Source organism: Acetobacterium bakii (genome assembly GCF_001263355.1).
Classification (GTDB): Bacteria; Bacillota; Clostridia; order Eubacteriales; family Eubacteriaceae; genus Acetobacterium; species Acetobacterium bakii.
Genome location: NZ_LGYO01000008.1, coordinates 89198 through 116032 on the forward strand (window position 1 = coordinate 89198; position 26835 = coordinate 116032).

Below are 26835 nucleotides of genomic sequence, written 5' to 3' on the forward strand. Positions count from 1 at the left end.
TTTTCACAGAAATAGCCTTTTTTGTAATTAATCATCCAAATTGGATTGGATATTATGAAGCCGCACTTTATACTGCAAATTTTGTCTGGAAATTCCAAGAATCCGGGAACTTTTAGAAATATTGTGATCATTGGCATTTAAAACTTCCAGAATCATTTGGCGTTCAATTTTATGAAGGGTAGCTTTTAAGTTTTTATCATCGGTACTGGCAGATAAGAATTTTTCATAGATTCTTTTATCGGAAATATTTTTCCGTAGATAATCCGGCAGTAGCTCGGGGGTAAGAATGGTATCCTGATATTGGGCAATATAAATGGCATGGGTGATGGCATGTTTGAGTTCCCGAATATTTCCAGGCCAGTCATGGCTGAGCAGAATTTCCTGGGATTCAGCAGAAACCTCGAAAAGTTGTTTCCCCATGGCAGTTCCATCAGTGGATAAAAAGGAAAGGGCCAACTCTTGAATATCCTGTTTTCGATCTTTAAGTGCGGGCAAATGAATGGAAAAAACCGCTAACCGATAATACAAGTCGGATCGGAGATGTTTTTCTTCAATGGCTTTTAAGGGATCCTGATTCAAAGCACTGAGTATCCGGACACTGGTGGTAATTTCTTTGTTTCCGCCAACTTTCCGGTATTTTCCAGTTTCCAGAACGCGTAAGAGCTTGGACTGCAGCACCAGATTCATGGAATTAATTTCATCCAGAAAGACGGTGCCTCCCTCAGCGGTTTCCAATAAGCCGACGGAATCAATGGCCCCGGTAAAAGAACCTTTCATTGTGCCGAAAAGAGTGCTTTCCAAAAGATTTTCGGGAATAGCACTGCAGTTAATAGCAACAAAATGCTTATTTGCCTGGGGACTTGCATTGTGAATGCTCTGTGCAAAAACTTCTTTACCGGTGCCGGTAGGTCCGGCAATGAGAATGGGTGCCGCGGTTTGAGCGGCAATTTGCGCATGTCGAATACACTCTGAAATATTTGGGCTTGTTCCAACGATATCCTTGAAGGTAAACTGGGTACCGTTATTTTTAAGTTGATGAGATTTCAAATCATTTTGCAATTTATTAATCGTACTGGCCATATGAATAAATGCGGAAATATCACGATAAATACAAATGGCAGCTTCAACTTTATGGGGATTATCTCTTGAAAAAACAGGATAGGTGCTGCTGATAACATCTGCAACCTTACCGGAAGGAGAGGTGTACTTCACATGAACATCCTGAACCTTTTTCCCTGTTTTTAAAACCAGGGATTCCATGGATTCATTTTCAAGATAATCGTAAATGTCGGACATGTTTTTTCCAATGACATCATCGTGTTTCATATTCTCGATGGATTCACAGCCCTTGGAATAGCACACAATTTTACCGTTGCAATCCACAACATGAATACATACATCTTCAATGCGTTCCACATCTTCGATGGGAAAAGCATTTTGGCTAAAAGCTTTTAAAATCGATTCATTGGAATCGTTCATTTTGTTTTCTCCATTTCATCGTTTACAAATCTAATGATAGCATAACATGATTTCCAAAAAATTCATATAGACAACCCCTTAATGGGGTTGTCTGTTATTTATAAAAAAGGGACTTGAAAACACTAATATTTCTTATAACAATTTTATTGATATTTTTTTTCGATTTTTTCAATTTTAGCAAGGATTGCAGGATCCAGAGCTGGTACTTCATGGGTATTAAGAATTGTTTCAATTTTGGCAGTGACCATTTCTAAAACGTCTGATTGATCGGGGTTAACCATCCGTCTGTTAAAAAATTCAGGATACCATACACTTCTGAAATTATTCAGTGTATGCATTTCATTAAGATAATGACCGCCGTGGCCAACACCCTTAATGACATCCATGGCTAATGTTTCGTCATTAACTTCAACTCCGCTGGAGTAAGCGGAAAGCTGATCGATCATTTCATTGGCTAAAACAACCATGGCAGGTGCAACCGAGTTGCAGTGATCCAAAACACCAATATCGTGAACGATGTTGGCTTTGCTCAGAATGCTCGAAAAAAGTTCCATTTGTACTTCGGCAACAGATTGAGGATCTACCGTTTTTGCATCGCTGCAGCCTGCAGTTCCATAGAAAGGTAAATTATAATAGTTGGCCAGTTCTGAGGCGGCAGCCACAGATTTGTGAAACTCAGGGGCACCGTAAGAGCCAATGGTGGTTTTCATATCAAAAACCGTAGGCATTGATCCGTAAATCAATGGGGCACCCTCATTAACCGCCTGGGTAATAACCACACCGGCTAAAATTTCGGCATTGTTTTGTGTTAAGGCACCGGCAATGGTAATCGGCGCTGTTCCGCCCATCATGCAGTAAGGCATGTAGACAACCGGTATCTTATTGGTGGCGCTGACAAATAATTTTTCAGTGCTTTCAGCAGGGTGTGTCATCGGTGGAATGGGTTCACAGTAGTTGAAGATAAATGGTTTTTCGGCAAGCTCTTTATGTCCGCCGGCAACAACCGCTGCAATATCAATAATCTCCTGCAGGGATTCAATGTCATTGGTGGAGAAATTAATGGTTTTGTCGAAATTTTTCAGTGTTTCGATAAAGGTAATTTGTGACTGTACTCTTGGATCAACATCGGCACACATACCAACAGAAAGGATAAAGCTGATATTGGATAAGTAACTGCCGATTTTGCACATGTCTTTTACATCTGATTTAAGGAAAGGGCGGGCCGTATTATTTTTGTAATCCAGAATTTCCAATTGATCCGAATGCGTTCCGAAATAAACATTGTTTTTACTGTTGATCACCATATTGGGTTTTCCATCACGGGTGTAAAGGGTCAGTTCCTTGGGGATGGTGTTGAGGGCTTTGTCCACAACAGCTTTAGGGAACTTAACCAGATCTCCGTCAACAGTACAACCATATTTTTTTAACAGTGCAATGGTTCGATCTCCGTTAACACGCATGCCAAAATTCGCAAGAAGGTCCATACTTTTTTCGTGGATGGTTTCAATTTTTGTTTGGTTCAATACATTAAACTCGATGTTTCGTTGTGTTGTTTCCATTAGATTCTCCTAAAATTAATTTTTCAATTGATGGGCTTAAATGCGATCTCGATAACAGGCAGGGATATATTCATTTAATAGAGCAGATTGCTCTTTGGTAATATCAGGTGGGGTATAAGAAGCAAGTCGTTCGCTGACGGCTTCCTGAACGTCTTTAAGAACCGGTTTGCTGCCATTTTCCTGCCATTGGTTGGGATCTTCTTTGTTGAAATATTTAGGGACAAAGAATTCTTCCCGGAACATTTTGGGCGTTCTTCCCTGTAGAAAGTTACCGCGAGGTCCTGTTTTAGCAATCAGATCATGACATAAATATTTTTCTTCAGTATTAATTCCTTTCAAAAGACGTCGATTCATACGGTAGGTATCTTCATCCATTAAGAATTTTTCAAAACTCAGAATGTTAAAGCTGCCCATTATGCCACAGGAGTGGAGCACTAAATCAGGAGCGGCTTCTAAAGTGGAACGAATCATCATGTCTGATTCAATACCGGCTTGCATGTCAAAATCCTTGGCATCACTGAGTCCGCCGCCGGTGCGACAGGGAACCTTGTACAAATCAGCCAGGCCTCGGGTTGCATAGGCAATTAATGCGGTTTCAGGAGCACCAATGCTTAATTGAATGGTACGCAGGTTGGTGGATGCGGAAGTTTGTCCATAGACAACCGGCAGTCCGGGTTTTACAAGCTGGGACAGAACCATCCCGGCGACCACTTCCGCATTGGTCATGGCAATCAGTCCGGCCACGGATGGAGGTCCGGTAAGCACCGGCATGGCACAGGGACTAAACCATACCGGCTGGTTCATTTCTGCAGCAATTAGGAATTTTTCCATCGGATCATGATCAAAACACAGAGGCGACAGGGAATTGACATGAACGATATTGTTGTAAACACCGCTGCGTCCCTCGAATTTTTCGATGAGTTCCAATCCTTTTTTAAAGGACTCCCGCATATTTGATTTTAAGGGAAAGGTATTTGCCTGTAAATGAAGGGCTGTTTTGTTTGAATATTTTAAAATCATGGCGATGGGACTAAAAACGCGTTCATCAAGGCTAAGCTTTTTGTCATCGAGAAAGATATTAAAGTAGTTACAGTTGATAACATCACTGGTATCGGAAAGTTTGAACTGATCAACCGCATCATCATTGGTCATTTTATGAAGATGACCATTGTCCAGTCGGAAAATGTTGCCCACACCCGGCATTAAAATAAGGCTGCCGCCGCCAAGAGTATGATTTCCTTTTGAATTTTCAATGGTAAAAGTTGCCGGTATGGTTGATAGTGCGTTCATGATCATCTTCTCGTCTAAAAAGACGACACTATCTTCAATCCGGGCCCCATGTGTTTTAAAAATTTCCAGAATCTCAGGGTGCTCAAATTTCACGCCGACTTCCGCCAGTATTTTCAAGGATTCTTCATGGATTAATTGGACATCGGATTTTGAAACATATTTTTCATAAGCTTTCATTTATAATCTCTTTTCTTAATTTAATGAAGTTCTCATAACGGACAAATGATAACGAGTCCGCTATGAGAGGTATAGACTAGATACTGCCGTAGTAGTCACGGTGTGTTGTACAGGAATTAGCATAGTCAAGCAGGGTTCCCCAGCTGAATACCGGCAGATCAACCGCACGTTGAATGGCTCTTGCAAAAGGCTGCATACCCGTACATTCTAGCATAATAGCTTTAATATCAGGGTGTTTTATGATAAATTCTTTGGTGATGCGGATCATATCTTTTTCAGATTCATCATAGTAGCTTTCTGGAATTTCAGGACGTTTTTCGTGATCCCAGAGACTGTCAAATTGGGGACAGCCATATTCATCCTGGGCACCGGCAATATAGAAGTTGCTGTTAAGATCGATTCCGACCTTTTCTAAATGTGTGTCAGTTAAGAAGCGTTTTTGGGCACAAATGATGCCGACTGCATTTTTAGGTCCGATGAGTTGTTGGATAAAGGGAACCTGAAGAAGGCTGGACATGAAAACCGGTATATCCACAGCAGCTGCAACATCCTGCTGGAAATAGGCAAAGTAACCACATTCAGCAGCAATCGCACGGCATCCCATGCGTTCCAGATTTTTAGCAGCTTGAACGATGGGCTCACGGCAAGGGGTTTTATCCTGTTCCCATACCAAGGTGTAATTGTCAACGCCTCTGGCAATTTCATACTGAATCGGGAAGCCCCAGGCACTTGCATTTCGAACATCCCCAGGAAAACCGGGATACGCGTCATCTAAAACCATTATACCAATGCCCATACCATAGCAGGTATGGTTTTTTCGGGTGGTCATGTAATTAATTCCTAAATCTCTTTGCATTTTTTCCTCCTAAATTATCAAACAATTTATTTATATTCTGTAATAGTTAACATGCAAGGATTATGCCAAAATACATAGAAATATTTAATTTTAAGAATAAAATGAGTGTATAAGATATATGACAGCTGCGCAAATGAAAACCTTACACAATTTTTTTAAAGCAATATTTAGAATTGAAAATATAAGAATTACTTTCTTCTATATAAAGGATGTTGTATAGTTCATTTGCAGGGATATAAAAGTCTCGTTTTTTTATATTTCGTAAAAAAGTAAGAAGAGTAGCTAATTTATTATTAATTAAGTATTGGGAGTAGTTTCATAAAGGTGTTACTTTATTGAGAGGTCATTTATGGAGTGTCATGCGAATTTTGAAACAAAATTCAGTGTGCAAAAAATGATTGCATGCAAAAATCAGATAAAAACAACTAAAAATCCATTGATGTAGGGATACATGTAATGGATTTCAATAAAAAAGTCTAAATTAATGCATAATATTTTGCAGCACAAAAGGATTTTGAATGAAAAATCCTTTTCAAAAGGCCTGGGTATGCCTATTTTAAAAATAACATTAATTTTACGAATTGGCACAAAGCTTGCATTAAACAGTATTAATAAATAAAAAAACAATAAAATTCAGGAGGTGTTGTCTAAGGTAAAAGATCGAACGGAGGAATAATTGTTAAATAAATAAAACAATTATCCAATTGGGCACAAATAGTGTACAATAAAATTCATACGAGGGAGAAAATTATGTTAAAAAGATTACGTGTTATCCCGGTTTTAATTCCTATAGTCCTTATGGGAATAATTCTTATCATCGGCTTCATTGCGCCGGAACAGTTTACCACCACAATGACAGATTTCTTTATTGCATTGATGACTAATGCTGGCTGGATGGTCTCTTTAGGGGTTCTGTTTTTCGTAGCATTTCTGGTATTTTTGTTTGTTCATCCGTTTGGCAGTATTAAATTTGGCGGGCAAAACGCTAAGCCAAAATATAAAACCTGGATATGGTGGGCCATTTCATTATGTGCCGGCATCGGTACCGGGATTGTATTCTGGGGTGCCACCGAACCACTGATGCACACCTTTGCACCGCCTTTAGCCGCAGGGGTTGAACCCGGGAGTCTGGATGCCATTATCTGGGCGATGAGTAAATCGTTCCTGCATTGGTCCTTTTCACCTTATGCAATTTATGCAGTTGCAGGGATCACCATTGGTTATGCTTATTACAATATGAATTCAAGCTATACCACCAGCGCAGGTCTTGTTTATTTAAATAATGGGAAAGAGTTAAACACTAAGCTTACCAATATTATCGATGGAATCATCTTATTCGCTATTTGTGGCGGTGTTGCCGGTTCCCTGGGATACGGATTACTCCAAATTGGGAGTGGCTTAAATTTTGTTTTCGGGATTGAACCAGGACCGATAGTTTGGACGATCATTGCCATTGTTATTATCGCCTCCTATACGATTTCAAGTGCCACGGGTCTTGATCGTGGCATTACCTGGCTCAGTGATAAAAATGCCTGGATCTTTATCGGTCTGTTAGTTTTTGTCCTGATTGCCGGACCAACCGCTTATATCTTTAATTTAATGACCCAATCCTTTGGGTATTTCATTAATAACTTCATTGATTTAAGCTTGTTTACCCAACCAGGTATTGACACTGATCTTTGGCCGCAATGGTGGGATATGTACTGGATGGTGGATTGGCTGTCATTTGGACCAATTGTTGGATTATTCCTTGTAAAACTGGCCTATGGACGAACCATTCGTGAATTCATTACGGTTAACGTTGTTTTTCCAGCACTTTTTGGAATTATTTGGTTTAGTGTATTTGGAGGATTTGCCCTTAATCTTCAATTAAGCGGTGTTGCCGATATGTCAGGGTTCCTGGCCGCAAACGGTGCCCAGGCCTTTATGATGTACATTTTTGAATTCCTGCCCTTCACAGATTTGGTTCGAATTATTATGTTAGTAGTTATCGGCTTATCTTTTGTAACTCTGGCGGATTCAATGACTTCAACCATTTCAACCATGTCTTTGAAACAATCAAAGGGTGTTAAAGAAGCGCCACTTCCAATTAAAGTGTTTTGGGGCGTTTTCATTGGTGTAATATCTTTAGTATTTGTTATCAGCGGCGGAATTGATGGCATTAAAATCGTAAAGACTATTGCCGGTTTCCCGATTTTATTCATCGAATTGGCAATGATGGTTGGTTTCCTTGTTCATTTATTCAAAGGAAAACACAAACGCGACGATGTCGAGTTTGCTGACTTTATGGAATCAGAAGCAATGGCAGCAGCAGCTGACGCCGCAGCAGAACTGGCTGATCCAAAGATTCATAAAAGCTGGTTTACTTTTGGCAAAAACAATAAAAAGAAATAATCAGTTCAAAAAGGCATTGCAATTTAAATTGCAATGCCTTTTTAATTTTTTGACAAACGCTAAGATGTTCAGAAATCTATTGTCATGGCTCATTTAGGAGGAATGTTTTATGGCCACTAGATGCAGATTTTAGAATAGTTATCCCAGATAAATAATTAGTAAGGAAACAAGATTAGTTAATGGTCAGAGGACTATATGATGTGCAGCTTTTAATTGGGAACAAATTATTAGACTTGAAATTTGGTATATTTTAATGGTATATGGTGTTGGAGTGCAAAAAATAAACAACGTGCAAAAAAATATGGCACCCTGAAGAAATCGCTTACATCCAGACATTTTTTGAAAATATCCGATGAAAGCAGGGATGTGAAACCTTTACATGCATAAAATCTTGCACTTTCATTTTTAGTAAAAAAGAAATACAAAAATAAAAGTTCGTAAAAGCCTATGGAATGCACATTTTTTAAATATTATTGTATTTCCTAGCTTTTGGCACGAACTTTGCTTTAAATAACCCCAAGAAGATTATTAATCAGTTAATTTAAACTGAGAAGAATTAAAAGGAGAAGAAACATGGCAGATATGAGTTATTTAAAAGACATGCCTATTGCAGTTTTAGGCGCAGGTGCAGTTGGTAAAGCGATTGCCGGAGATTGTGCATTAGGAGGTGCAAAGGTTAGAATTTGTGACTTTGCACCCTTTGCAGAAAAAACATTAAAAAACGTTGAAAAAGTTGGGATTAAATTTTACGGAGAACAAGTCAATCTTTATGGATTTGAACGTGAAGGCTTTGCCAAAATGGAAAAAGTCACCACTGATGTTGCCGAAGCTGTAAAAGGTGCAGGAATTATCGTTATTGCAACACCAACCTTTGGACACAAACCCTTTTTTGAAAAATTAATTCCTTGTCTGGAAGACGGACAAGTGATTCATATTTTCCCAGACAACTTTGGTACCTTGATCTTTCGCAAAATGATGCGTGAAGCCGGATGCACCAAGAAAGTCATCATCGGTGGTTGGTCAAGTTCTACCTATGGCAGCCGTGTGGATATGCCAGGCGGCGTGATCACTCACAAAATCAGAGTGTACTACCGGGCCATTACCCTTCGTGGTGCAGCAATGCCTGCTACCGATACTGAAGCGTTTATCGAAAGTTCAAAATATCTACCATCAATGGATGCCGTCACCGAAGGCGAAGGCGCTGTTGCCGGAGACACCGTTCTGGATACCGGATTCTCCAATGTCAATCCAGTACTTCACTGCCCAGGCGCTATTCTTGGGGTATCAACCATGGAAAACTTTGGCACCATCTTTGGCGATGATAAATATCAATTTTCCATCTATTCCCATGCCTATTGTCCTTCAATATCCCAGGTTCAATACACCTTCTATCAGGAAGAATGTTCACTGGCAGATACAATCGGCGTAGGTATCCAACCTTATGAAAAAGAACATTTCTTCTCTCGTGAAAATGTCTTGGGACAAGAATATATGGGACTTGATTATTTAATCCCCTTTGACAAACAAGATCCGATCCAATATGGGACTGGACCATTTACTATGGAAAACCGCTACATCACCGAAGATATTCCGGTGGGATGTTATGTTTACCAACAACTCGGCGATGTTTATGGTGTTAAAACACCTGTTGTTGATTCCATGATCAGCCTGGCATGTGCCATTTTAGGAAGAGACCTGACTGCCAATGGCTATACGCTGGAATACATCGGCATTGACAACATGACAAAAGAAGAACTTAATGAGTATTTAAGAACCGGAAAAACCAAATAAATCATCCCTTTAGATAAAACTTTCAATGGTACACACTCTTAATTTTAAGAGTGTGACCGTGGACGGTTTTCCCAGGAAGACCACCTGAAGTAAAAAACAAAATAGGAAAATTAAAGGAGAATATTATGAAAAAAAGCATTATTAATTTTAGAGAAATGGTAGAAAAGAAGGAAAAAATTGTTTACATTACCGGTTATGATTACTTAACCGCCAAGTATGAAGAACGGGCAGGGGTTGACATGATTCTGGTGGGAGATTCACTGGGCATGGTAACTTTAGGCCACGAAACAACTTATCCCGTTACAATGGAAGATATGATCTCTCATTCTTCAGCAGTCAGACGAGGGGCTCCGAATACCTTTATTATCGGTGATATGCCTTACATGTCTTACCAGATCTCCGATGAAGAAGCAGTGTTTAATGCCGGACGTTTTACAAAGGAGTCACTGGTTGACGCCATTAAATTAGAAGGCGGTACTGATTCCGTCGTTGCCAGAATTAAAGCCATCGCCGATATTGGAATTCTGGTTATGGGTCATATTGGTTTAACACCACAATTTGCAGCACAAATGGGTGGTTACAAAGCCCAGGGAAAAAGTGCCGGAGCTGCTATGGAACTACTAAGACAAGCACTAGCAATTGAAGCTGCCGGCGCTGCATTTATACTCGTTGAAGGTGTACCGGCCGTTGTTGGAAAAGCCATTACTGAAAGACTAAGCATCCCTGTTTTAGGCATTGGCGCAGGATCGTTTACCGATGGTCAATTATTAATTTATGCGGATATGGTTGGATATTATGATGACTTCACTCCTAAATTTGTTAAAAAATACGCCAACGTTGGGGCAGAATTACTAAAAGGATTCACCGGATTTTGCGAAGAAGTGCGAAATGGTTCATTCCCGGATGATGCTGTTCATACCTATGTAATTGCAGATAAAGAAGCAGCTGATCTTGAAAAACTTTTAGCTGAAATTAAATAAATTAACTATCAGAAGGAGAAAAGAAATGATAAAGATTACAGATTTAGGTCAATTTGTTATTGACGGCAACGAATCAAGTATTGTGGAAAACGTCAATCTATTGGTTGCTGCCAAAGCAGATCCCATAGCCATAATCAATGAAGGCTTACTGGGCGGCATGAACGTGGTTGGCGAAAAATTTAAAAATGGTGAAATGTTTGTTCCTGAAGTATTAATGGCAGCGCGGGCCATGAATGCCGGTATGGCCATTGTAAAACCACTTATTGCCGATAAGGATATGCCAAGCCTGGGAACCGTTGTAATTGGCACCGTTAAGGGCGATCTTCATGATATTGGTAAAAACCTTGTGGTTATGATGCTTGAAAGTGCGGGATTCAAAGTTATTGATGTAGGTATCGATGCCAAAATCGAGCAATTCGTTGCAGCGGTTAAAGAAAACAATGCTGATATTGTCGGTATGTCCGCCATGTTAACAACCACAATGACCTATATGCAAGAAGTTATCAAAGCCTGTGAAGCTGAAGGACTTAACGTTCAATATCTTGTTGGCGGAGCACCCCTGACATCGGGGTACTGCGAAAAAATCGGTGCAATTTATGCATCAGATGCTTCCGGGGCGGTTGATGCTGCCAGACAATTAGCGGCTGTAACTGCTGTTGAAAAATAAATAGCCAGACTCTGTTTCCTTTAATAGCCAGTATCACTCGACTGACAATGGGAACCAACTATTATAAGGTTCTTGGTATTCTGGATTGATTGCCAGGGACACCCCCAAAAAAAGTTTTATTTGTTGTATAATTTATAAACATGGCACTCAGCATTAGGAGGTGCCTTTTTTTAGACAATCAAATAAAAAGACAAAGGAGCAGATTATGTCACCAGGAATTATTGCTGCCATTAGCGCTGCATTAGCGGCCGGAACCATTCCAGTTTTGACAAAAGCGCTGATGTTGGATGGCTTCAGCCCAACAACAATTTTATTTTATCGTTACGCTTTTGTTTTCGCTTTTCTGGGCTTATCCTTTATGAGTAAAAAAGAAAGAATCAAACTGACCAAACGACAAATGGTTGAATTGATTATCTTCTCGGTTTTCGGATACGGCGGTGCGACCTTCTTACTAGCTCAGTCGTTTAACTTTATGTCAATGGGCCTGGCAACAATGCTTTACTTTTCCTATCCCTTTTTTGTGGTACTGATTATGGGATTGGTGTTCAAAGAAAAACCCAATAAATTTAAAATTACAGCATTAGTCATTGCAATTTTAGGAATCATCTGTCTTATGAACTTTGATTTTAACCTCATGAATATTGGTAGTATTTTGGCTTTGGGGGCGGGATTAACCTATGGTATCTATCTTGTAAGCCTTCAAAAAAGTAGTCTACAAAAACTGGAAAATTCGGTAACCGTTTTTTATCTTGGTGGAATCAGTGCATTGATCTTTGGACTTCAGGGATTATTGATCAGTGGAAATCTTAATTCTTTTATGATTTCTCCGAAAGCCATTGTAGTAACTGCAGTTTTGGGAGGGATTACAATTTTTGTGCTCCGGATGGTGACCTTTGCCGTTAAAATAATTGGGCCAACACAAACCTCATTAATTATTGCATTTGAAGCAGTGGTAACTCTGATCTTAGGAATTGTTCTGTTTCATGAGCCCTGGAACGGAAATACCGTTGGAGGCGCAATACTGATGCTGATTTCGGTTATTTTGGTTAGCAGGTCCTCCGACTCTGATATTTTTTCTCAGGAAATTCAGTCCATATTCACAAGTAATAAAAGATAAAACGATTTAAAAATATAAGTAAGCATATAATAAAAGGAGAAAAAATGGGTAAAGATTTAATATTGAAAACGCTAAGACATGAAAAAGTAGATGAGGTTGCATGGGTACCCTTTAGCGGTGTTCATGCAGGATTTTTAAAAGGATTCACGGCCAGAGAAGTGCTAACCGATGGGGATAAGCTGTTTGATTCGCTTATGGAAGTTCATAAACTTTATACACCGGATGGGATGCCGGTAATATTTGACCTTCAAATAGAAGCTGAAATTTTAGGTTGTGAACTTTTATGGGCGGAAGATAATCCACCGTCAGTGATGACACACCCCTTTGCCGGGGAATTAAAGGTTCCATGTAAATGTAAGATTCCAAAAATAACCGATGGACGTATTCCCATGGTTGTGGATGTTATGAAACGTTTAAAAGCCGCCGTTGGAGATGATACTGCTCTGTATGGACTAATTTGCGGTCCGGTAACTTTGGCTTCGCATATTCGGGGGAGTGAATTCTTTATGGATATTATTATGTATCCTGAGTATGTCAAGGAATTGGTTGGTTTCTGCGTGGAAGTATGTAATGCCATGTCAGAATATTATATTGATGCAGGTATGGATATTATTGCTTTAGTTGATCCACTTATCAGTCAAATTTCACCTAAATCCATTGAAGCATTATTTCTGGAACCGTTTCAGGCAGCGTTTGATTTCATCAGAAATAAAGGTGCTTTGAGTTCGTTCTTTGTGTGTGGTGATGCTACGGTTCAAATGGACGTCATGTGTCGCACAAATCCAGATGGCATTTCAGTCGATGAAAATGTTAATCTCGTTGATGCTAAAAAAATTACTGACAAGTATAACATTACCATAGAAGGGAATATTCCATTAACTACTACTATGCTCTTTGGTAATCAACAGGATAATATGAAATTTATCGTTGATATGTTGGATAATATTGATCATCATAACTTAATTGTAAGCCCGGGGTGTGATATGCCTTATTATGTGCCCATTGATAATACTGTGGCAACGGTTCAAGCCATCAAACAAACGGACAGTGTTCGTAAGATGATTGAAAATTATGAAGCTGTGGATGAAAACATTCAAATTGATCTTCCGGATTACGAAAATTTGGATAAACCCTTTATTGAAATCTTCACTTTGGATTCTGCAACCTGTGCGGCTTGCACCTATATGGTTAAAGGCATTATGCTGGCAAAAGACGAATTTGGGGATAAGGTGGATATTGAGGAATACAAGTATACCAATAAAAATGATATTGCCCGGGTTAAGAAAATGGGCGTTGAGCATTTGCCGTCCACTTACATTAACGGTAAGCTCCAATGGTCTTCGATAATACCAGGAAAACAGGAATTGCTTGAAGTAGTCGGAAAATATTTATAAATTAAACAATCGTTTTTGTCAAAATATCTGGGAGCACAGAGCGCTCCCGTTTTTTTGTATAAGGAGGCCAGAATATGAAGCTTATCTTACTCACCGGGTTTTTGGGATCAGGAAAAACCACATTGTTAACCAATCTTTTAAAGACCTATGAGGGCACTAAAATAGGGGTTCTGATGAACGAATTCGGGGAAACAAGCATCGATGGAAAACTGATTAAAGGAGGAAACTTCGATCTGATCGAACTTACTAACGGTTCCATATTTTGTGCCTGTCTTAAAGAAAACTTCATTAAAGGGCTGGCCGAGTTTTTAAGCTATGACCTGGAAATTGTTTTTGTGGAATCCTCGGGCGTGGCTGATCCTTCAAATATGGGTACTATTCTTGAAACCGTCACCAAATTAGCCGCAAAAGCCTATGATTATGCCGGTTCCATTTGTATCGTAGACGGTCTTTACTTTCTCAGGCAATTTGATGTAATTTTAGCACTTGAAAAACAGATTTTTTATGCCAGTGCAGTGATTATCAATAAGACTGATCTTCAAACACCGGAAATACTCGGGATAATCGAGAAAAAAATTAGAGCGATCAACCATAATGTTGAAATTTACAGAGCTATTTTTTGTGAAGCTCCCATTCAATTTATGGTCAAAAATATGACGGTTGGAAAAGCCATGAATGAACCAACTGGAAACACATGGGAATCCAGACTGGTAACCAAAATACTAAAAACCCACGAAATAGTTGATTTCCAAAAATTTAGCGGATTTCTCCATGAAATTAAATTTTCAGCCCATCGAATCAAAGGTTTTGTTCGAACCAATTCCGGGAATTATGAGGTAAGCTGTGTGAATGACTTTGCAGTGATGAATCCCTGGTTTGGACCAGTGGAAAAAACAGAGGTGGTTTTTATTTCCTCGGTGGGAATACGAATCATCAGTGATCTGATTAAGTTATGGGGAAAATATCTTGGCCATACCCCTTTCGTGATATAGGAAGATGATAATAAAATTCATAAAGCAATAAAAATAATATTTAATTAAAAAATATAAAAAGACTGTGGTAAGGAGAAGTCCCTTGGCACAGTCTTTATTTATTTTACACATCATTTAAAACGGACTCAAGGCTGGTATCTCGGAAAAAAGTGTTGGCGTTATATAGATAGAGAATATCGGTGATTTCAGATTCTAAAATAAGATTCTCCAGAGAATCAAAATAATAGCGTGGGTCAAGAACGGTGATTTCGCTGAAATAAGGGGTGAGAAACGGAATAAAGGCATTGGCATAGGAATCCTTTATTATCAGTAAATTTCGGTTATTATTTACGTGGTTTTTAATGGTAACCAGGGGATGGTTCCCGTCGAGAAATACTCCATATTTATCCTTTCCGGTAAGCTGCTCGGAATTATAAAGAGAAGGTGATTTTTTTTGATTTTCAACGTAGGTAACTACTGAATAATCATCTTCGCTTTTGGGAAGGTAAACCTCAATTGAATCTTTGTTTTTAAGGGAATAACCGCTTTTGGAGACAAGGGCGCCTGAAAAATCATAGGTCACCGGATAAACTGTGTAGGCATCAAGATTGGGTTTGATCTCCATGGCTTCGGCAACGCCTTGAAAGGCCAGCCAGGCGCCAAGGGTGGTCCAGTGATGATCGGTTTTATAATAAAGAGCGGAAGCCTTATTTACCTCGAGAATTGAGCTGGGATCAAGAATGGTGATGCCGCTGTTTAAACCTGATGTGAAGGCCAAAATACTGCTCTTCTGATTAATGACCGGGGCATTGGCAGGGAGCTTGTCAGAGTAGATGCTGATGGCATTGGGAGCCACCATAAAGTAAGTTTTAAGGTCAGGATGATTTTCGTAAAAAGCATTGATGGCAGCCTGTGTTCTATTGAGATCTTCTGTGGGTAAGGGATTAAAATTCTCGATGAGGGTACCCTCTGTTCCGAGATAAATTCCATTGGAAATGTTTTTTTGCAGTAAGCGATCTATATTGGTTTTTGTTTTAATCCATGAGGTCCGGCCAACAAGCTGATCAGCCGTGTATTTTTCTGCCTTTTTCATATAACGGCCATCGATAAAGTTATCCACCGAAAATTTTGGGAATTGGGTGAGGATCCGATTTTCGTCAGGAGAAAATTGAACATCCGGCAATACCAGAGAAACCAGAGGAATGATCAACAAAATACTCATAAATAGTAAACCTAGAAAGTTTAAATATTTATAATAAAATTGAGAAGAGGTATGTTTTTGATGAGACGATCTTTTTTTTTGATTACGCATAATAATTCACCTTAAAATCTAAAATATAGAAAGGGATTGTAGGTTTCAGTGACGAGGTATGCAATGGATAAAAGAATAATGATGCCATTGAGACTCAGGGCCAAAGGAACAATCCAGCTCTTTTCGGTATGGATCAGTTTTTTGAATGTGATTTTTATAATTGGGGTTGAACAAACGATACATAATAGGAATAATAAGGCATTTGTACCCAGATAATAAATGGCAGTGCTATCGACCAAAGTATGCTGAGCACTAAAAAATAAGATGCGAATATAATCAAGCGCATAACTCATATCCGGACTGGCAAAAAATACCCAGCCAATGATGACTAGAATCATCGTATAAATATGCTGAAGAAAATTTGGAGCCATCTCCAGGTATTTTTGGAAAAAGACCTTTTCAAAGAAAAGGATAAGACCATAGTACCCACCCCAGATCACAAAATTCCAGCTGGCGCCATGCCAAAGCCCGGTAAGCAACCAAACAATACAGAGGTTGATAAAAAGACGGGGAATAGGGACACGATTGCCACCCAAAGGGATATATAAATATTCTTTGAACCATGTGCCCAGGGAAATATGCCACCGCCGCCAGAATTCGGAAACACTTTTGGAAATATAGGGGTAATTGAAGTTTTCCATAAAATCAAAACCAAACATTTTACCCAGGCCAATGGCCATATCGGAATAACCGCTAAAATCAAAATAAATCTGGAAAGTAAAGGCAATAATACCAATCCAGGCGGTCAAAACCGACAATTCACTGGTACCCATTCCCTGTATCATGGTCCAGACGTAGCCAATATTATTTGCCAGCAGGACTTTTTTTCCAAGACCCTGGATGAAACGCTCCACACCGAGTCCGAACTTTTCCTGATCCACGGTTCGGCTGGAGAGCTGAGCATTAATGTCAGAATAACGAACAATGGGTCCCGCAATGAGCTGGGGAAACATGGTGACATATAAACCGAAGGAAATAATATTCTTTTGTGACTGTACCTTTTTAAGATAAAGATCAATGACATAGGAAAGGATTTGAAAGGTATAAAAAGAGATGCCAATGGGTAGAGCTAAGGTCTCATAGGGAATTGCAATTGAAAAAATTTGGTTAATCGTTTCAATAAGAAACCCATAATATTTAAAAAAGAACAGAAAGCCAAGATTTACAATCAGGGTGACAATAAATATTATTTTTCGTTTTCTTCCCCTTTGGGCATCCATGAACAAACCCATGAAATAATCGAAAAGAATGGTGAACAACATTAAAAAAACATACACTGGCTCTCCCCAGGCATAAAAAAATAGGCTTGCCAAAAGAAGCAGTGCATTCCTCAGGGTTTTAGGAGAAACATAATAAAAAACTAAAACGAGAGGGAGAAAAGTGAATAAAAATAAAATACTGCTAAATACCATTGGAGCTCCTTGGTGAGTTAATTTTTCATGCTTTTTTTGAAGGTGTTTTTTAGATTTGCTGCATCCGGAGAGACGCAGTAAAAAAGTGTGTTGCCAATAATTTTGATTTCGTAATTTTCAAGAAGGGCACACTGTTCAGGGCCATAACCGCTGAAACTTTCAAGTTGTTTGGCAACCCGGGTGTCAATAGCAATTTCGATGAGATCCAGTTGTGCAACGTCCTTAGATTTAATGATCAGCATTTCTGATACATCCATATAGTTTGAAGGCGAATAAACAGCAACTTCTTCAAAATCGCTGATATTCAGTCCATAAAAGCGTTTCAGAGCTTTTCCATCAGCTTTGATCATTCCCTGAGTTTCCCCGGAAGCAATAAGATCAGCTTCCACATCCGACAGAGCCGGGGACGTATTCTGGCTGCAGCCAAAAAGAGGAAGAGCCAACAGTATAATAAGTATCATTAATCCAAATTTTTTCATGATCACTTTCCAATTCTATAGTAATTTGACGAGAACGCTTTTATTAACAAGGGTGTCCAACCATATCGGATAAAATCCCGATAACATATGGATGCCATCCTCGGCATAATATTGGGGGTTTGTTTTTAATAAGGTATAGGTATCCAGATAATGAATGTTTTTTCGTTTAGCCAACTCAACTAAGGCAGCATTGTAGGCTTCAATTTGGGCGAATTCCGGTCGATCCAGAAGGACTTCTTCGGTGACGGGGAAAATACTGCAAATATAAACTTGAGTATTGGGCAATTGCAGTTTAATGGCATCGATGAGATTATCGTAGGAAGTGATAAATGAATTAAGATCGTGATTCGGGGCGCTGAGATCATTGAGCCCCAGCTCAATGAAGACATTGCGGGGAGCTAAATCCACAAGTTTTGGAACATCTTCGATGCTGGTGGCAGTGGATTTTCCAAGTAGCCCAATAAGTGAAGACGGCTTTAAATAACCATAAAGGCCAAGGCCCTCAGCAATCGAATCGCCTAGAACAACAGATGATTCAAAAAGCACCGGGTAATTATCTGCATCTACGGCTTTACGCTTCATAAAATCGATTTCCTCTTCCATTGATAAAACATCCCGGGATTGCAATGTATACAAGGCGTTAATCCCGGATGCTATTACTGCATTTTTATCGGAAATTTTTTTAAAGTAAATGAAAAACACGCTTCCAATGATAATTGCCGGAATAAGGATAATGGCAATGATAACCGAAGGTGGGAAGTTTTTATTATTATATTTCATAGAACACCTTTATTCAGTGAATTTTCATGCCACTTAATTATCTCAAATTGCTGGAAAATTACAACATTATTTTTGTAACAAATAAATATTTTTCTATGTATTATTAGTGATTTTTTGGATGTAAATAAAAAAGTCACGGTGCATAGCTTTCGCTATGCACCGTGACTTAAAATCAGGAGTTAGAATTTATTCATGGTTCGTGTGGCAACAACATCAATTCCAAGACCTAAAAGGTTTTTCAAGACAACATCACCTGTTTTAACCGGGGCTTGTACAACAACCTGATTAATAACAGCCATTGCATCAAAAATCTGTCCCTTTGGAATCGGTTGAGCCGTTTTAACCGGCAGTCGCGGAAGCATGGCATTTTTAATAACCACCGTGGTGGGAACAACCCGGGTGGGGTTGGTCATTTCGGCAACCGCATATTTAGGACCGCGTTTGCAGGTATTGCCGGTGACGTCATAGGTACCATCATTTTTTTCCTCTACGGTCATCTGACAACCGACGGGGCAAACGATACAAGTCATATTTTTTTTCATTTCTTTGCCTCCTCTACGACAAAACGGATTTCTCCGCTGGGATATTCTGCTAAAATATCTTTGGTAATTTTAAAATTTACCATTTCAGCAGGCAAAAATTTCTTTTCTTTTTTTGTGGCAATAATGGTATCACCAATATAGGCATTGACAACCTTATCTTTAAATACCTGACGGACACGCATATAGAAGGTAACACTGTCGTCCACATTTTTTATAGCTACTTTTTGGGGAACCACATAACCAATGCCGTCGCCATTAACGGTAGTAAAGTCAACGTCGGCATTCAACTGGCCCTTAAGGTATTTTGCCGCCCCTTTGCCTGCAAGAACTGCTTCCTGACTAACAAAATCCACAAGATCATGGACATGAACGACGTTGCCGCAGGCGAAAACACCAGGCATTGAGGTTTGACGAAGTTCGCCAACCACGGAACCACTGGTTCTAGGATCCATCTCAACCCCGGCATGACGGGTGATTTCATTTTCCGGAATCAATCCCACGGAAAGAAGCAGGGTATCACAGGGAATGAATTCTTCGGTTCCGGGAATGGCTTTAAGCCGTTCATCGACCTTGGCAATGGTGACGCCTTCGACCCGGTCTTTACCATGGATAAAGGTAATGGTTTGGCTTAATTTCAGGGGAATATCATAATCATCCAAACATTGGACAATGTTTCGGACTAAACCATTTGAATAAGGCATGAGTTCACATACGGCCTGAACATGGGCACCTTCCAATGTCATGCGCCGGGCCATTATCAGACCGATATCACCGGATCCCAGTATTACCACTTCTTTGCCGCACATGTAGCCTTCCATATTAATAAATCGCTGGGCAGTACCGGCAGTGAAGACGCCGGAAGGCCGATAACCCGGTATGCCAATGGCTCCAGAAGTCCGTTCCCGACAACCCATGGTAAGAATAACGGCTTTAGACTCAATGGCCATGTAGCCGTCGTTTTCATTGATGACATGGATTACCTTAAGATCGCCGTGTTCGACCATATCTAAAACCATGGTGTTCAAGAGATAGGGAATACCCAATTCAACGATTTCATTAATATGACGCTCGGCGTATTCAGGTCCGGTTAATTCCTCATTAAAGGTATGGAGACCAAAACCATTGTGAATACATTGGTTCAGGATTCCCCCCAGTTCACGGTCACGCTCAAGAATCAAAACGTTCTCTGCGCCTTGTTTCTTTGCTTCAGCAGCGGCAGCCAAACCAGCTGGTCCGCCTCCTAATATAACAACATCATAAATCATGACTATACCTCCTCCTTAGCTGATTTCGTTTTTCCAGAAAGAATGTAGCCAGAATCTTGTTGATCATACATTATTTCATCCAAAGAACAATTAAGTTCACGAGCGAGAATTTCAACCACACGAGGTCCGCAAAAACCACCCTGACAGCGTCCGGTACCCGCACGACAACGTTTTTTAACAGCTTTCACCGTTCGGGCACCCACACTGCGATGGATGACATCCAGAATTTCCCCTTCGGTAATGGTTTCACAGCGACAAATTACCTTGCCATGTTTGGGATTTTTTTTGATGATCGCTATTTTTTCTTCTTCGCTAAGCTCATCAAAACGAATGTGAGGACGAACTTTGGGATTAAAGTCATGATTTTCTTTAATATCAGGAATCATCGGTTTAATGAGCTGTTCAACCACGTAATGAGCCACAGCTGGTATTGAGGTTAAGCCCGGCGATTCATAACCGGCTACATTAATAAAACCTTTAACAGGTGATTCTTCAATAATAAAGTCACCGTCTGTGGTGGTAAAGGTATCCTTTACCGGTGTATTTCTCAGACCAGCATAGGAACGGATGATTTTATTAAATGGCAGGGATGGACAGTTTTTCAAGGCGTTTTGTTTAACATAGTCCAAACGATCAGCGGTGGTTGAGATATCACCTTTTTCAGTAGGTTCCGCATCCGGGCCGATTAACAGGTTACCGTGTACGGTTGGGGCAACCAAAATTCCTTTCCCTTTTTTTGATGGACATGGAAAGATAACACTATTGACTAAATTACCGGCTTCCTTATCGAAAATAAAATAATTTCCTTTTCGGGCAAGCAATTGGAAATAGGGTTCGCCAACCATTTCATAAATATCATCGGCATAGACACCGGCAGCATTGATTACAAATTTTGCTTCAATGATGCCCTTTTGGGTTGTGATTTTAAAGTGATTTCCAACCTTTTCAATATCACTGACCATATGGTTAAGTTTAAGCGTTACCCCATTATCCACGGCATTTTCTACTGCATTGGTACAGAGTTCAAAGGGGGAAACAACTCCGGCAGATGGCGCATAAAGGGCCCCGCAAATATCCTCGTTTAAGTTAGGCTCCATGGCATGGACTTCCTCTTTAAACAATATTTTCATGCCTGGAACGCCATTGATCAGGCCATTTTTATACAACTCATGAATGGTCGCCATTTCGTACTCATCATGGGCCACAACCAGTGAACCGCAACGTTTGAAGGGGACATCCAAATCCTCGCAAATTTTTTCATACATAATGTTTCCGGCAGCATTGAATTTTCCTTTTAATTTATAGGATGGGGCGTCGAAGCCTGCATGAACAATGGCAGAATTGGCCATCGAGATTTGATTGCCAACATCATTTTCCCCGTCTAATAAAACAACATCTAATAAATACCGAGATAATTCTCGGGCAATGTGGGAACCGGCAACGCCTGCTCCGATAATAGCGATATCATACATAATAAATTCCTCCTTGGAACTCGTAAAAATAAAAACCACACAATTTTTTTAAATAATGATTTTATTTAAAAAAACGGTGTGGCTCTCCTTTGCCTTATATTAAATTGTGGCTTATTTTTCAAGCAATGTTTGTTGCTCTTTTTTAATAAGCGGGATACTATCCCACAGTGGTTTGTGAGATGTGCTGACTGATATTGCGCCAGCAGCAAGGCAAGAGCGAACCTCTTCAACAGTTTCAATAAAACCACCGGTGACAATCGGAATATTGATCTCTTTTTTAACGTTTTTAATTAGTTTTGGGACTAAACCTGGAAGAATTTCAATTGCATCGGGTTTTATCTTCCGTGCAGAGTTGATGGAAATATCCATGGCCGAAGAATCCAATAAAAACAAACGTTGAATTGTCAAAAGATTTTCCTGCTTGGCACGCGTAATAATATTATTTTTTGTTGTAATAACCCCGGTAGGATTGATTTCATCTTTAAGATATTTAATAAAATAATTATCCTGAGAATAACCTTTAATAAGATCCAGGTGTGTAAAGACGTATTTGCCTGACTTATTGCAAAGTTCCACCATCTTTTTAAGGTTAAATACGTTCCCGGTAAGCAAAAAAATAATTTGCGATTCGGATTGGATGGCATCGTAAATATCCTTGGGATTACGTACAGCAACAATAATGGGATTATCCTGAAACATGAGAAGACATTTTCTCGTTGACATAAAGCCCCTCCCTAAGATTGTATTTGTTCTGATTTATTATAACACAATCACTTGAATAGGAAAGAGTAAATTCAAAAATTTTTGGGGTGCTGAACAACACCCCAAAAGATTTCCTGTAATAGGTAGAAGTCTTATTCGATGTCTTCCCAGCCTCTAACACAATCCACTGCTTTTAACCAGCCGGCGTATAGTTTAGCGCGAACATCAGCATCCATCATTGGTTCGAATTTTCTGTCAAGTTTCCAGGCTTGTGTAACGGCATCTTTATTATCCCAGAATTTAACAGCCAAACCTGCCAAATATGCGGCACCCATAGCGGTAGTTTCCACGATGGAAGGACGTTCAACTGGCACACCAAGAAGATCAGATTGGAATTGCATTAAGAAGTTATTGGCACAAGCACCGCCATCAACTTTTAATTCGGCCAGTTTAATACCGGAATCTTTTTCCATTGCATCCAAAACGTCTTTTGTCTGATAAGCAAGAGATTCAACGGTGGCCCGGATAATATGGGCTTTGTTGGCACCACGGGTCAAGCCAAGAATGGCACCACGTGCATACATATCCCAATGAGGAGCACCAAGACCAACAAAGGCAGGTACCATGTAAACGCCATTGGTATCAGCAACTTTTCTACAGTAGTATTCAGTATCAGGAGCAGAATCGACAAGTCTCATTTCGTCTCTTAACCACTGAATAGCGGCACCGGCAACAAAGATCGAACCTTCTAAGGCATATTCAACAATACCGTCTAATCCCCAACCAATGGTTGTGATCAGTCCAGAGCTTGATTTCACAGGTTTTTCACCAGTATTCATAAGCATAAAGCAACCGGTTCCATAAGTATTTTTAGCCATACCAGGTTCAAAGCAAGCCTGTCCGAAAAGAGCAGCCTGTTGGTCACCGGCAGCACCGGCAATTGGGATTTCCCCGCCGTATAAGGTAGTTGTTCCATATACATCTGAAGAAGGTCTTACTTCTGGTAGCATGGATGCTGGAATATCCAATTCTTTTAGCATTTTTTCGTCCCATTTAAGGGTTTTGATGTTAAAGGCCATGGTTCTGGAAGCATTTGAATAATCGGTAACATGAACCTTGCCATCGGTAAGTTTCCAAATTAACCAGGTATCAATGGTTCCGAAGGCTAATTCGCCTTTTTCAGCTCTGGCACGTGCGCCTTCAACATTATTAAGAATCCAGTTGATTTTTGTTCCTGAGAAATAAGCATCGATTACCAGACCGGTATTTTCTCTAACATAGTCTTCTAAGCCACGGGCTTTTAGTTCATCACAGAAAGCGGCGGTACGACGGCATTGCCAAACGATTGCATTATAAATAGGTTCGCCAGTTTTTCTGTCCCAAACGACAGTGGTTTCACGTTGATTAGTAATTCCAATGGCGGCAATATCGTCGGCGGTAGCGCCAACCATTGCTAAGGCTTCAGTAACAACACCACTTTGGGTAGCCCAAATTTCCATGGCATCATGTTCAACCCAGCCAGCTTTTGGATAGATTTGCGTAAATTCTCTTTGTGCAACACTAACGATTTCGCTGTCATGGTTAAATAAAATCGCTCTTGAACTTGTGGTTCCTGCATCCAGTGATAAGATATACTTCTTCATAAGTATAACCCCCTATTTATTTTTTTATTTAATTATGTAAAACATAATAAAATCGTAGGAAAATGGTAATGAAAACAAAAAAGCACATACTAACAAATTTACATATTCACTTAATGTAAAAAGGTGTAGTACGGCTCTCCAAAACTCCTGCCAATATATGAAATTAGTGTTAATGATCTTATGAAAAAATGTAAATGTCTATGGCGTTATACTAACATAAATTAGAATAAATGTAAAGGATTAACAAGAAAAATTAATGATACTATTTTAACAAATAGGAATAAAAAATTCTCTTCATTAAGTATAAGGAAAAACCGAACAGTAATTTAATTAGAAAAATAGAGGTTGCATTAAGAAAACAAGTTGCTCAAATTTTTAATATACGATATAATAAAAACAGAAGTTTATTATTTAAAAATAGATTAATATAATAAGGTTAAGGAGAGAGGGATATTTATGGAAGAAATCAGTTTACAGGAAATACTTGAACTATTGAGTGAAAATTGGAAAATGATTATAATTGTCATCACGCTATTTATGGTACTGGCTACGGTCTTTACCATTTTTTTTATCAACAAGGAGTATAGCAGCAGCACCACACTTATTGTTGGAAAACCGGAGGGTTATACCAGTTCGGTTTCGGATACGGCTAATGAGCTGAGAATTAACCAGCAATTGGTTGGCACTTACAGTGAAATTGCAAAGAGTAAATCTGTTATGTCCGAAGTCAATTCAGGCTTGGGGTTGGATATGAGTGATAGTGCATTATCAAAGATGGTTTCAGTCTCAACCGTCAATGAAACAGAATTGATTCAAATCACGGTTACATCAAAAGATCCGGTTTTAGCGGCAACTATTGCCAATAAAACAGCGGCTGTCTTTATGACTAATATATCAGAATTAATGAAAATTAATAATTTACAGGTTGTTGACATTGCCGAGGTGAATAAAACCCCGGTTTCACCTAATGTGAAGTTGAATATTGCCATTGCTCTATTGCTTGGACTGGTCGTTAGTGTGTTTATAATTTTCATTCGGGAAACATTAAACACAACTATTAAAACCGTTGATGAACTTAAAAAACTTATAGAAGATATCCCTCTTGTGGCAATTATCCCGGAAACTTCTGAATTAGATACAAATGGAGGAAAATAATGCAAGATACAATTATCACGTTCCGGTTGCCGAAGTCCCCAATTTCTGAGGCTTTCCGAAATATGCGAACCAATATTACATTTTCGGATATTGATAATGAATTACAGGTGTTGGCCATTACGAGTACCAATAAAAGCAGTGGAAAAACCACCATCCTTTCCAATTACGCTGTGGCTCTAGCCCAAAGCGGAAAGCGTACACTGCTATTGGATTGCGATTTAAGACGACCCAAAATTCACAAGAAGTTTGAATTGAGCAATAATAAAGGTTTAACTAATATTTTGCTCAAAGAGATTGAAGTCATCAATGGGATTCAGGAAACTGAAGTACCAAACCTTTTTGTTATTTCATCAGGTCCTATTCCCCCTAATCCTTCGGAAATTTTGGCAAGTCGGCGGATGGGTGAACTGGTAGCAGAACTCAAAAACAATTTTGATTATATTCTTCTGGATGCCCCTCCGGTGGGGATGGTAACCGATGCTGCAGTTCTTAGTTCTGTTGCCGAAGGTTATATTCTTGTGGTGGCAATTGGAAACTGTGACCGTGATGGCGTCCGGTACTCCCTAGAAAGTCTCGCAAAAGTCAATGCCAATGTTATTGGCATCGTGGCAAACAAGGTGCCGATTAACAAACGAAGCGGATATTATGCCTATTATAGTGCCTATGAAGAGGATCGGGTACTCAACGAAAAAACGAAAAAAAAGCAGTTGAAGAAAGAACCTATTTGAGGCTATAAATGTAGTAAATTTCTTGACAATAATTTAAATAATGTAGTACAATCAGAGTATAAAAATTCAGCCTTAAGAAGGAGAAATAAAATGGGACATTCAAAAGTAAAGATTTTCGGTATTTTAGTTGCATTAATGATTTTCGCATCAGGTTCAGCGGTAATGGCAGCAACCCCCAATGAACAGGTAGTCAGTGCAATTGGAAATTCTGGACTTTCAGGAACTTATTCTGGTATTACCGGAAGTTTTTTAAGAGATACCGGCAAGGTTCTCACCCAAACCCAGGCCGATGCAATTATTATAAACATTAATAGTGCTGTTGCGACACGCAATGCTATTTCCGGTACACCAAGCGAAGCTCAGGCTTGGGAAATAGAAAAACAGTTTGAAGCTGCTTGCACCACCGCTGGATTTACAGTAAGCGATGTAAGTCGCTTATCGGATGGCGGCTTTGCTTTTACAGTTTCTGACCCGGTATCCGGAAAATCTTTTACTGCCCAGGCGAATGCTGTACGTGTTACCTGGACTGCATCAGGAGCAACCTCAACAAGCACAACCATGGTTGCAAAAACTGGCGTTGATAACAGCCTATTTGCAGTGACAGCTGTTTTAGCCTTAATAACACTTGGGGCAGGGATGTTTGTTTATCGAAAAAATGCAATTAATTAAA

General features: G+C 39.5%; 23 protein-coding genes. 10 read left to right on the top strand and 13 right to left on the bottom strand.

Annotated features, from left to right (window positions below):
- Positions 1 to 27: 27 nt before the first annotated feature.
- From AKG39_RS03850 to AKG39_RS03865, 4 genes are all read right to left on the bottom strand, one after another.
- Positions 28 to 1479 carry a sigma-54 interaction domain-containing protein gene (locus AKG39_RS03850; RefSeq protein ID WP_050739040.1) on the bottom strand — a complete coding sequence of 484 codons (1452 nt, stop codon included), beginning with the start codon at positions 1477 to 1479 and terminating at the stop codon, positions 28 to 30.
- Positions 1480 to 1622: 143 nt separating this feature from the next.
- Entirely contained in the window at positions 1623 to 3038 is a 1416-nt protein-coding gene (locus AKG39_RS03855) for a trimethylamine methyltransferase family protein (RefSeq protein WP_050739041.1), read from the bottom strand.
- A gap of 36 nt (positions 3039 to 3074) precedes the next feature.
- The gene (locus tag AKG39_RS03860) at positions 3075 to 4505 is read right to left on the bottom strand and encodes a trimethylamine methyltransferase family protein (RefSeq protein ID WP_050739042.1); all 1431 of its coding nucleotides are present in this window, start codon (positions 4503 to 4505) and stop codon (positions 3075 to 3077) included.
- Between the two features lie 76 nt (positions 4506 to 4581).
- Positions 4582 to 5361 (bottom strand): aspartate/glutamate racemase family protein, encoded by a 780-nt coding sequence (locus AKG39_RS03865; RefSeq protein ID WP_050739043.1) that lies wholly within the window; start codon positions 5359 to 5361, stop codon positions 4582 to 4584.
- 750 nt (positions 5362 to 6111) lie between these two features.
- On the opposite strand from AKG39_RS03865, the gene AKG39_RS03870 reads away from it, so the two are divergent.
- The 7 genes from AKG39_RS03870 (at position 6112) to AKG39_RS03900 (ending at position 14696) form a co-directional block, all read left to right on the top strand.
- On the top strand, positions 6112 to 7755 hold the full coding sequence (locus AKG39_RS03870) for a BCCT family transporter (RefSeq protein WP_050739044.1): 1644 nt from the start codon (positions 6112 to 6114) through the stop codon (positions 7753 to 7755).
- A 573-nt stretch (positions 7756 to 8328) separates the two neighbouring features.
- Complete coding sequence (locus AKG39_RS03875; protein ID WP_050739045.1) at positions 8329 to 9546, top strand: NAD/NADP octopine/nopaline dehydrogenase family protein; 1218 nt, start codon at positions 8329 to 8331, stop codon at positions 9544 to 9546.
- Between the two features lie 125 nt (positions 9547 to 9671).
- Complete coding sequence (panB, locus tag AKG39_RS03880) at positions 9672 to 10526, top strand: 3-methyl-2-oxobutanoate hydroxymethyltransferase (protein WP_201780245.1); 855 nt, start codon at positions 9672 to 9674, stop codon at positions 10524 to 10526.
- 25 nt (positions 10527 to 10551) lie between these two features.
- Entirely contained in the window at positions 10552 to 11193 is a 642-nt protein-coding gene (locus AKG39_RS03885) for a corrinoid protein (RefSeq protein WP_050739047.1), read from the top strand.
- 205 nt (positions 11194 to 11398) lie between these two features.
- The gene (locus AKG39_RS03890; RefSeq protein WP_083439402.1) at positions 11399 to 12310 is read left to right on the top strand and encodes a DMT family transporter; all 912 of its coding nucleotides are present in this window, start codon (positions 11399 to 11401) and stop codon (positions 12308 to 12310) included.
- Positions 12311 to 12354: 44 nt separating this feature from the next.
- Positions 12355 to 13704, top strand: coding sequence for a uroporphyrinogen decarboxylase family protein (locus AKG39_RS03895; protein ID WP_050739049.1), 1350 nt, complete (start codon positions 12355 to 12357; stop codon positions 13702 to 13704).
- 74 nt (positions 13705 to 13778) lie between these two features.
- Positions 13779 to 14696 (top strand): CobW family GTP-binding protein, encoded by a 918-nt coding sequence (locus AKG39_RS03900; RefSeq protein WP_050739050.1) that lies wholly within the window; start codon positions 13779 to 13781, stop codon positions 14694 to 14696.
- Positions 14697 to 14799: 103 nt separating this feature from the next.
- Here AKG39_RS03900 and AKG39_RS03905 read toward each other — a convergent pair whose 3' ends face one another.
- The 9 genes from AKG39_RS03905 to glpK form a co-directional block, all read right to left on the bottom strand.
- Positions 14800 to 15897, bottom strand: a complete 1098-nt coding sequence (locus AKG39_RS03905; protein WP_160316141.1) for a DHHW family protein — start codon at positions 15895 to 15897, stop codon at positions 14800 to 14802.
- Between the two features lie 101 nt (positions 15898 to 15998).
- Positions 15999 to 17399 carry an MBOAT family O-acyltransferase gene (locus AKG39_RS03910; protein WP_050739052.1) on the bottom strand — a complete coding sequence of 467 codons (1401 nt, stop codon included), beginning with the start codon at positions 17397 to 17399 and terminating at the stop codon, positions 15999 to 16001.
- A 17-nt stretch (positions 17400 to 17416) separates the two neighbouring features.
- Positions 17417 to 17878, bottom strand: coding sequence for a DUF4358 domain-containing protein (locus tag AKG39_RS03915; RefSeq protein WP_050739053.1), 462 nt, complete (start codon positions 17876 to 17878; stop codon positions 17417 to 17419).
- A gap of 15 nt (positions 17879 to 17893) precedes the next feature.
- The gene (locus AKG39_RS03920) at positions 17894 to 18658 is read right to left on the bottom strand and encodes a GDSL-type esterase/lipase family protein (RefSeq protein WP_050739054.1); all 765 of its coding nucleotides are present in this window, start codon (positions 18656 to 18658) and stop codon (positions 17894 to 17896) included.
- 179 nt (positions 18659 to 18837) lie between these two features.
- Positions 18838 to 19200: a DUF1667 domain-containing protein gene (locus AKG39_RS03925; RefSeq protein ID WP_050739055.1), complete on the bottom strand. Its 363-nt coding sequence runs from the start codon at positions 19198 to 19200 to the stop codon at positions 18838 to 18840.
- Complete coding sequence (locus AKG39_RS03930; RefSeq protein ID WP_083439403.1) at positions 19197 to 20465, bottom strand: NAD(P)/FAD-dependent oxidoreductase; 1269 nt, start codon at positions 20463 to 20465, stop codon at positions 19197 to 19199. Before AKG39_RS03930 ends, AKG39_RS03925 begins: the two co-directional genes overlap by 4 nt.
- 2 nt (positions 20466 to 20467) lie before the next feature.
- Positions 20468 to 21937 carry an NAD(P)/FAD-dependent oxidoreductase gene (locus tag AKG39_RS03935; RefSeq protein ID WP_050739057.1) on the bottom strand — a complete coding sequence of 490 codons (1470 nt, stop codon included), beginning with the start codon at positions 21935 to 21937 and terminating at the stop codon, positions 20468 to 20470.
- 111 nt (positions 21938 to 22048) lie between these two features.
- A complete protein-coding gene (locus tag AKG39_RS03940; protein ID WP_242852549.1) occupies positions 22049 to 22636 on the bottom strand; it encodes a glycerol-3-phosphate responsive antiterminator in 588 nt (195 codons plus the stop codon).
- A 155-nt stretch (positions 22637 to 22791) separates the two neighbouring features.
- On the bottom strand, positions 22792 to 24282 hold the full coding sequence (glpK, locus tag AKG39_RS03945; RefSeq protein WP_050739059.1) for a glycerol kinase GlpK: 1491 nt from the start codon (positions 24280 to 24282) through the stop codon (positions 22792 to 22794).
- Positions 24283 to 24738: 456 nt separating this feature from the next.
- Here glpK and AKG39_RS03950 point away from each other — a divergent pair, with 456 nt between their 5' ends.
- The 3 genes from AKG39_RS03950 (at position 24739) to AKG39_RS03960 (ending at position 26834) form a co-directional block, all read left to right on the top strand.
- Positions 24739 to 25437 (top strand): YveK family protein, encoded by a 699-nt coding sequence (locus tag AKG39_RS03950; RefSeq protein WP_050739060.1) that lies wholly within the window; start codon positions 24739 to 24741, stop codon positions 25435 to 25437.
- Positions 25437 to 26165, top strand: coding sequence for a CpsD/CapB family tyrosine-protein kinase (locus AKG39_RS03955; protein ID WP_050739061.1), 729 nt, complete (start codon positions 25437 to 25439; stop codon positions 26163 to 26165). Before AKG39_RS03950 ends, AKG39_RS03955 begins: the two co-directional genes overlap by 1 nt.
- Positions 26166 to 26255: 90 nt before the next feature.
- On the top strand, positions 26256 to 26834 hold the full coding sequence (locus AKG39_RS03960) for a hypothetical protein (RefSeq protein WP_050739062.1): 579 nt from the start codon (positions 26256 to 26258) through the stop codon (positions 26832 to 26834).
- Position 26835: the final 1 nt, after the last annotated feature.

Excerpts from the sequence above, each read along its gene's own strand:
- AKG39_RS03850 (WP_050739040.1), bottom strand. The coding sequence starts at position 1,479 with ATGAACGATTCCAATGAATCGATTTTAAAAGCTTTTAGCCAAAATGCT.
- AKG39_RS03855 (WP_050739041.1), bottom strand. The coding sequence starts at position 3,038 with ATGGAAACAACACAACGAAACATCGAGTTTAATGTATTGAACCAAACA.
- AKG39_RS03860 (WP_050739042.1), bottom strand. The coding sequence starts at position 4,505 with ATGAAAGCTTATGAAAAATATGTTTCAAAATCCGATGTCCAATTAATC.
- AKG39_RS03865 (WP_050739043.1), bottom strand. The coding sequence starts at position 5,361 with ATGCAAAGAGATTTAGGAATTAATTACATGACCACCCGAAAAAACCAT.
- AKG39_RS03870 (WP_050739044.1), top strand. The coding sequence starts at position 6,112 with ATGTTAAAAAGATTACGTGTTATCCCGGTTTTAATTCCTATAGTCCTT.
- AKG39_RS03875 (WP_050739045.1), top strand. The coding sequence starts at position 8,329 with ATGGCAGATATGAGTTATTTAAAAGACATGCCTATTGCAGTTTTAGGC.
- panB (WP_201780245.1), top strand. The coding sequence starts at position 9,672 with ATGAAAAAAAGCATTATTAATTTTAGAGAAATGGTAGAAAAGAAGGAA.
- AKG39_RS03885 (WP_050739047.1), top strand. The coding sequence starts at position 10,552 with ATGATAAAGATTACAGATTTAGGTCAATTTGTTATTGACGGCAACGAA.
- AKG39_RS03890 (WP_083439402.1), top strand. The coding sequence starts at position 11,399 with ATGTCACCAGGAATTATTGCTGCCATTAGCGCTGCATTAGCGGCCGGA.
- AKG39_RS03895 (WP_050739049.1), top strand. The coding sequence starts at position 12,355 with ATGGGTAAAGATTTAATATTGAAAACGCTAAGACATGAAAAAGTAGAT.
- AKG39_RS03900 (WP_050739050.1), top strand. The coding sequence starts at position 13,779 with ATGAAGCTTATCTTACTCACCGGGTTTTTGGGATCAGGAAAAACCACA.
- AKG39_RS03905 (WP_160316141.1), bottom strand. The coding sequence starts at position 15,897 with ATGAGTATTTTGTTGATCATTCCTCTGGTTTCTCTGGTATTGCCGGAT.
- AKG39_RS03910 (WP_050739052.1), bottom strand. The coding sequence starts at position 17,399 with ATGGTATTTAGCAGTATTTTATTTTTATTCACTTTTCTCCCTCTCGTT.
- AKG39_RS03915 (WP_050739053.1), bottom strand. The coding sequence starts at position 17,878 with ATGAAAAAATTTGGATTAATGATACTTATTATACTGTTGGCTCTTCCT.
- AKG39_RS03920 (WP_050739054.1), bottom strand. The coding sequence starts at position 18,658 with ATGAAATATAATAATAAAAACTTCCCACCTTCGGTTATCATTGCCATT.
- AKG39_RS03925 (WP_050739055.1), bottom strand. The coding sequence starts at position 19,200 with ATGAAAAAAAATATGACTTGTATCGTTTGCCCCGTCGGTTGTCAGATG.
- AKG39_RS03930 (WP_083439403.1), bottom strand. The coding sequence starts at position 20,465 with ATGATTTATGATGTTGTTATATTAGGAGGCGGACCAGCTGGTTTGGCT.
- AKG39_RS03935 (WP_050739057.1), bottom strand. The coding sequence starts at position 21,937 with ATGTATGATATCGCTATTATCGGAGCAGGCGTTGCCGGTTCCCACATT.
- AKG39_RS03940 (WP_242852549.1), bottom strand. The coding sequence starts at position 22,636 with ATGTTTCAGGATAATCCCATTATTGTTGCTGTACGTAATCCCAAGGAT.
- glpK (WP_050739059.1), bottom strand. The coding sequence starts at position 24,282 with ATGAAGAAGTATATCTTATCACTGGATGCAGGAACCACAAGTTCAAGA.
- AKG39_RS03950 (WP_050739060.1), top strand. The coding sequence starts at position 24,739 with ATGGAAGAAATCAGTTTACAGGAAATACTTGAACTATTGAGTGAAAAT.
- AKG39_RS03955 (WP_050739061.1), top strand. The coding sequence starts at position 25,437 with ATGCAAGATACAATTATCACGTTCCGGTTGCCGAAGTCCCCAATTTCT.
- AKG39_RS03960 (WP_050739062.1), top strand. The coding sequence starts at position 26,256 with ATGGGACATTCAAAAGTAAAGATTTTCGGTATTTTAGTTGCATTAATG.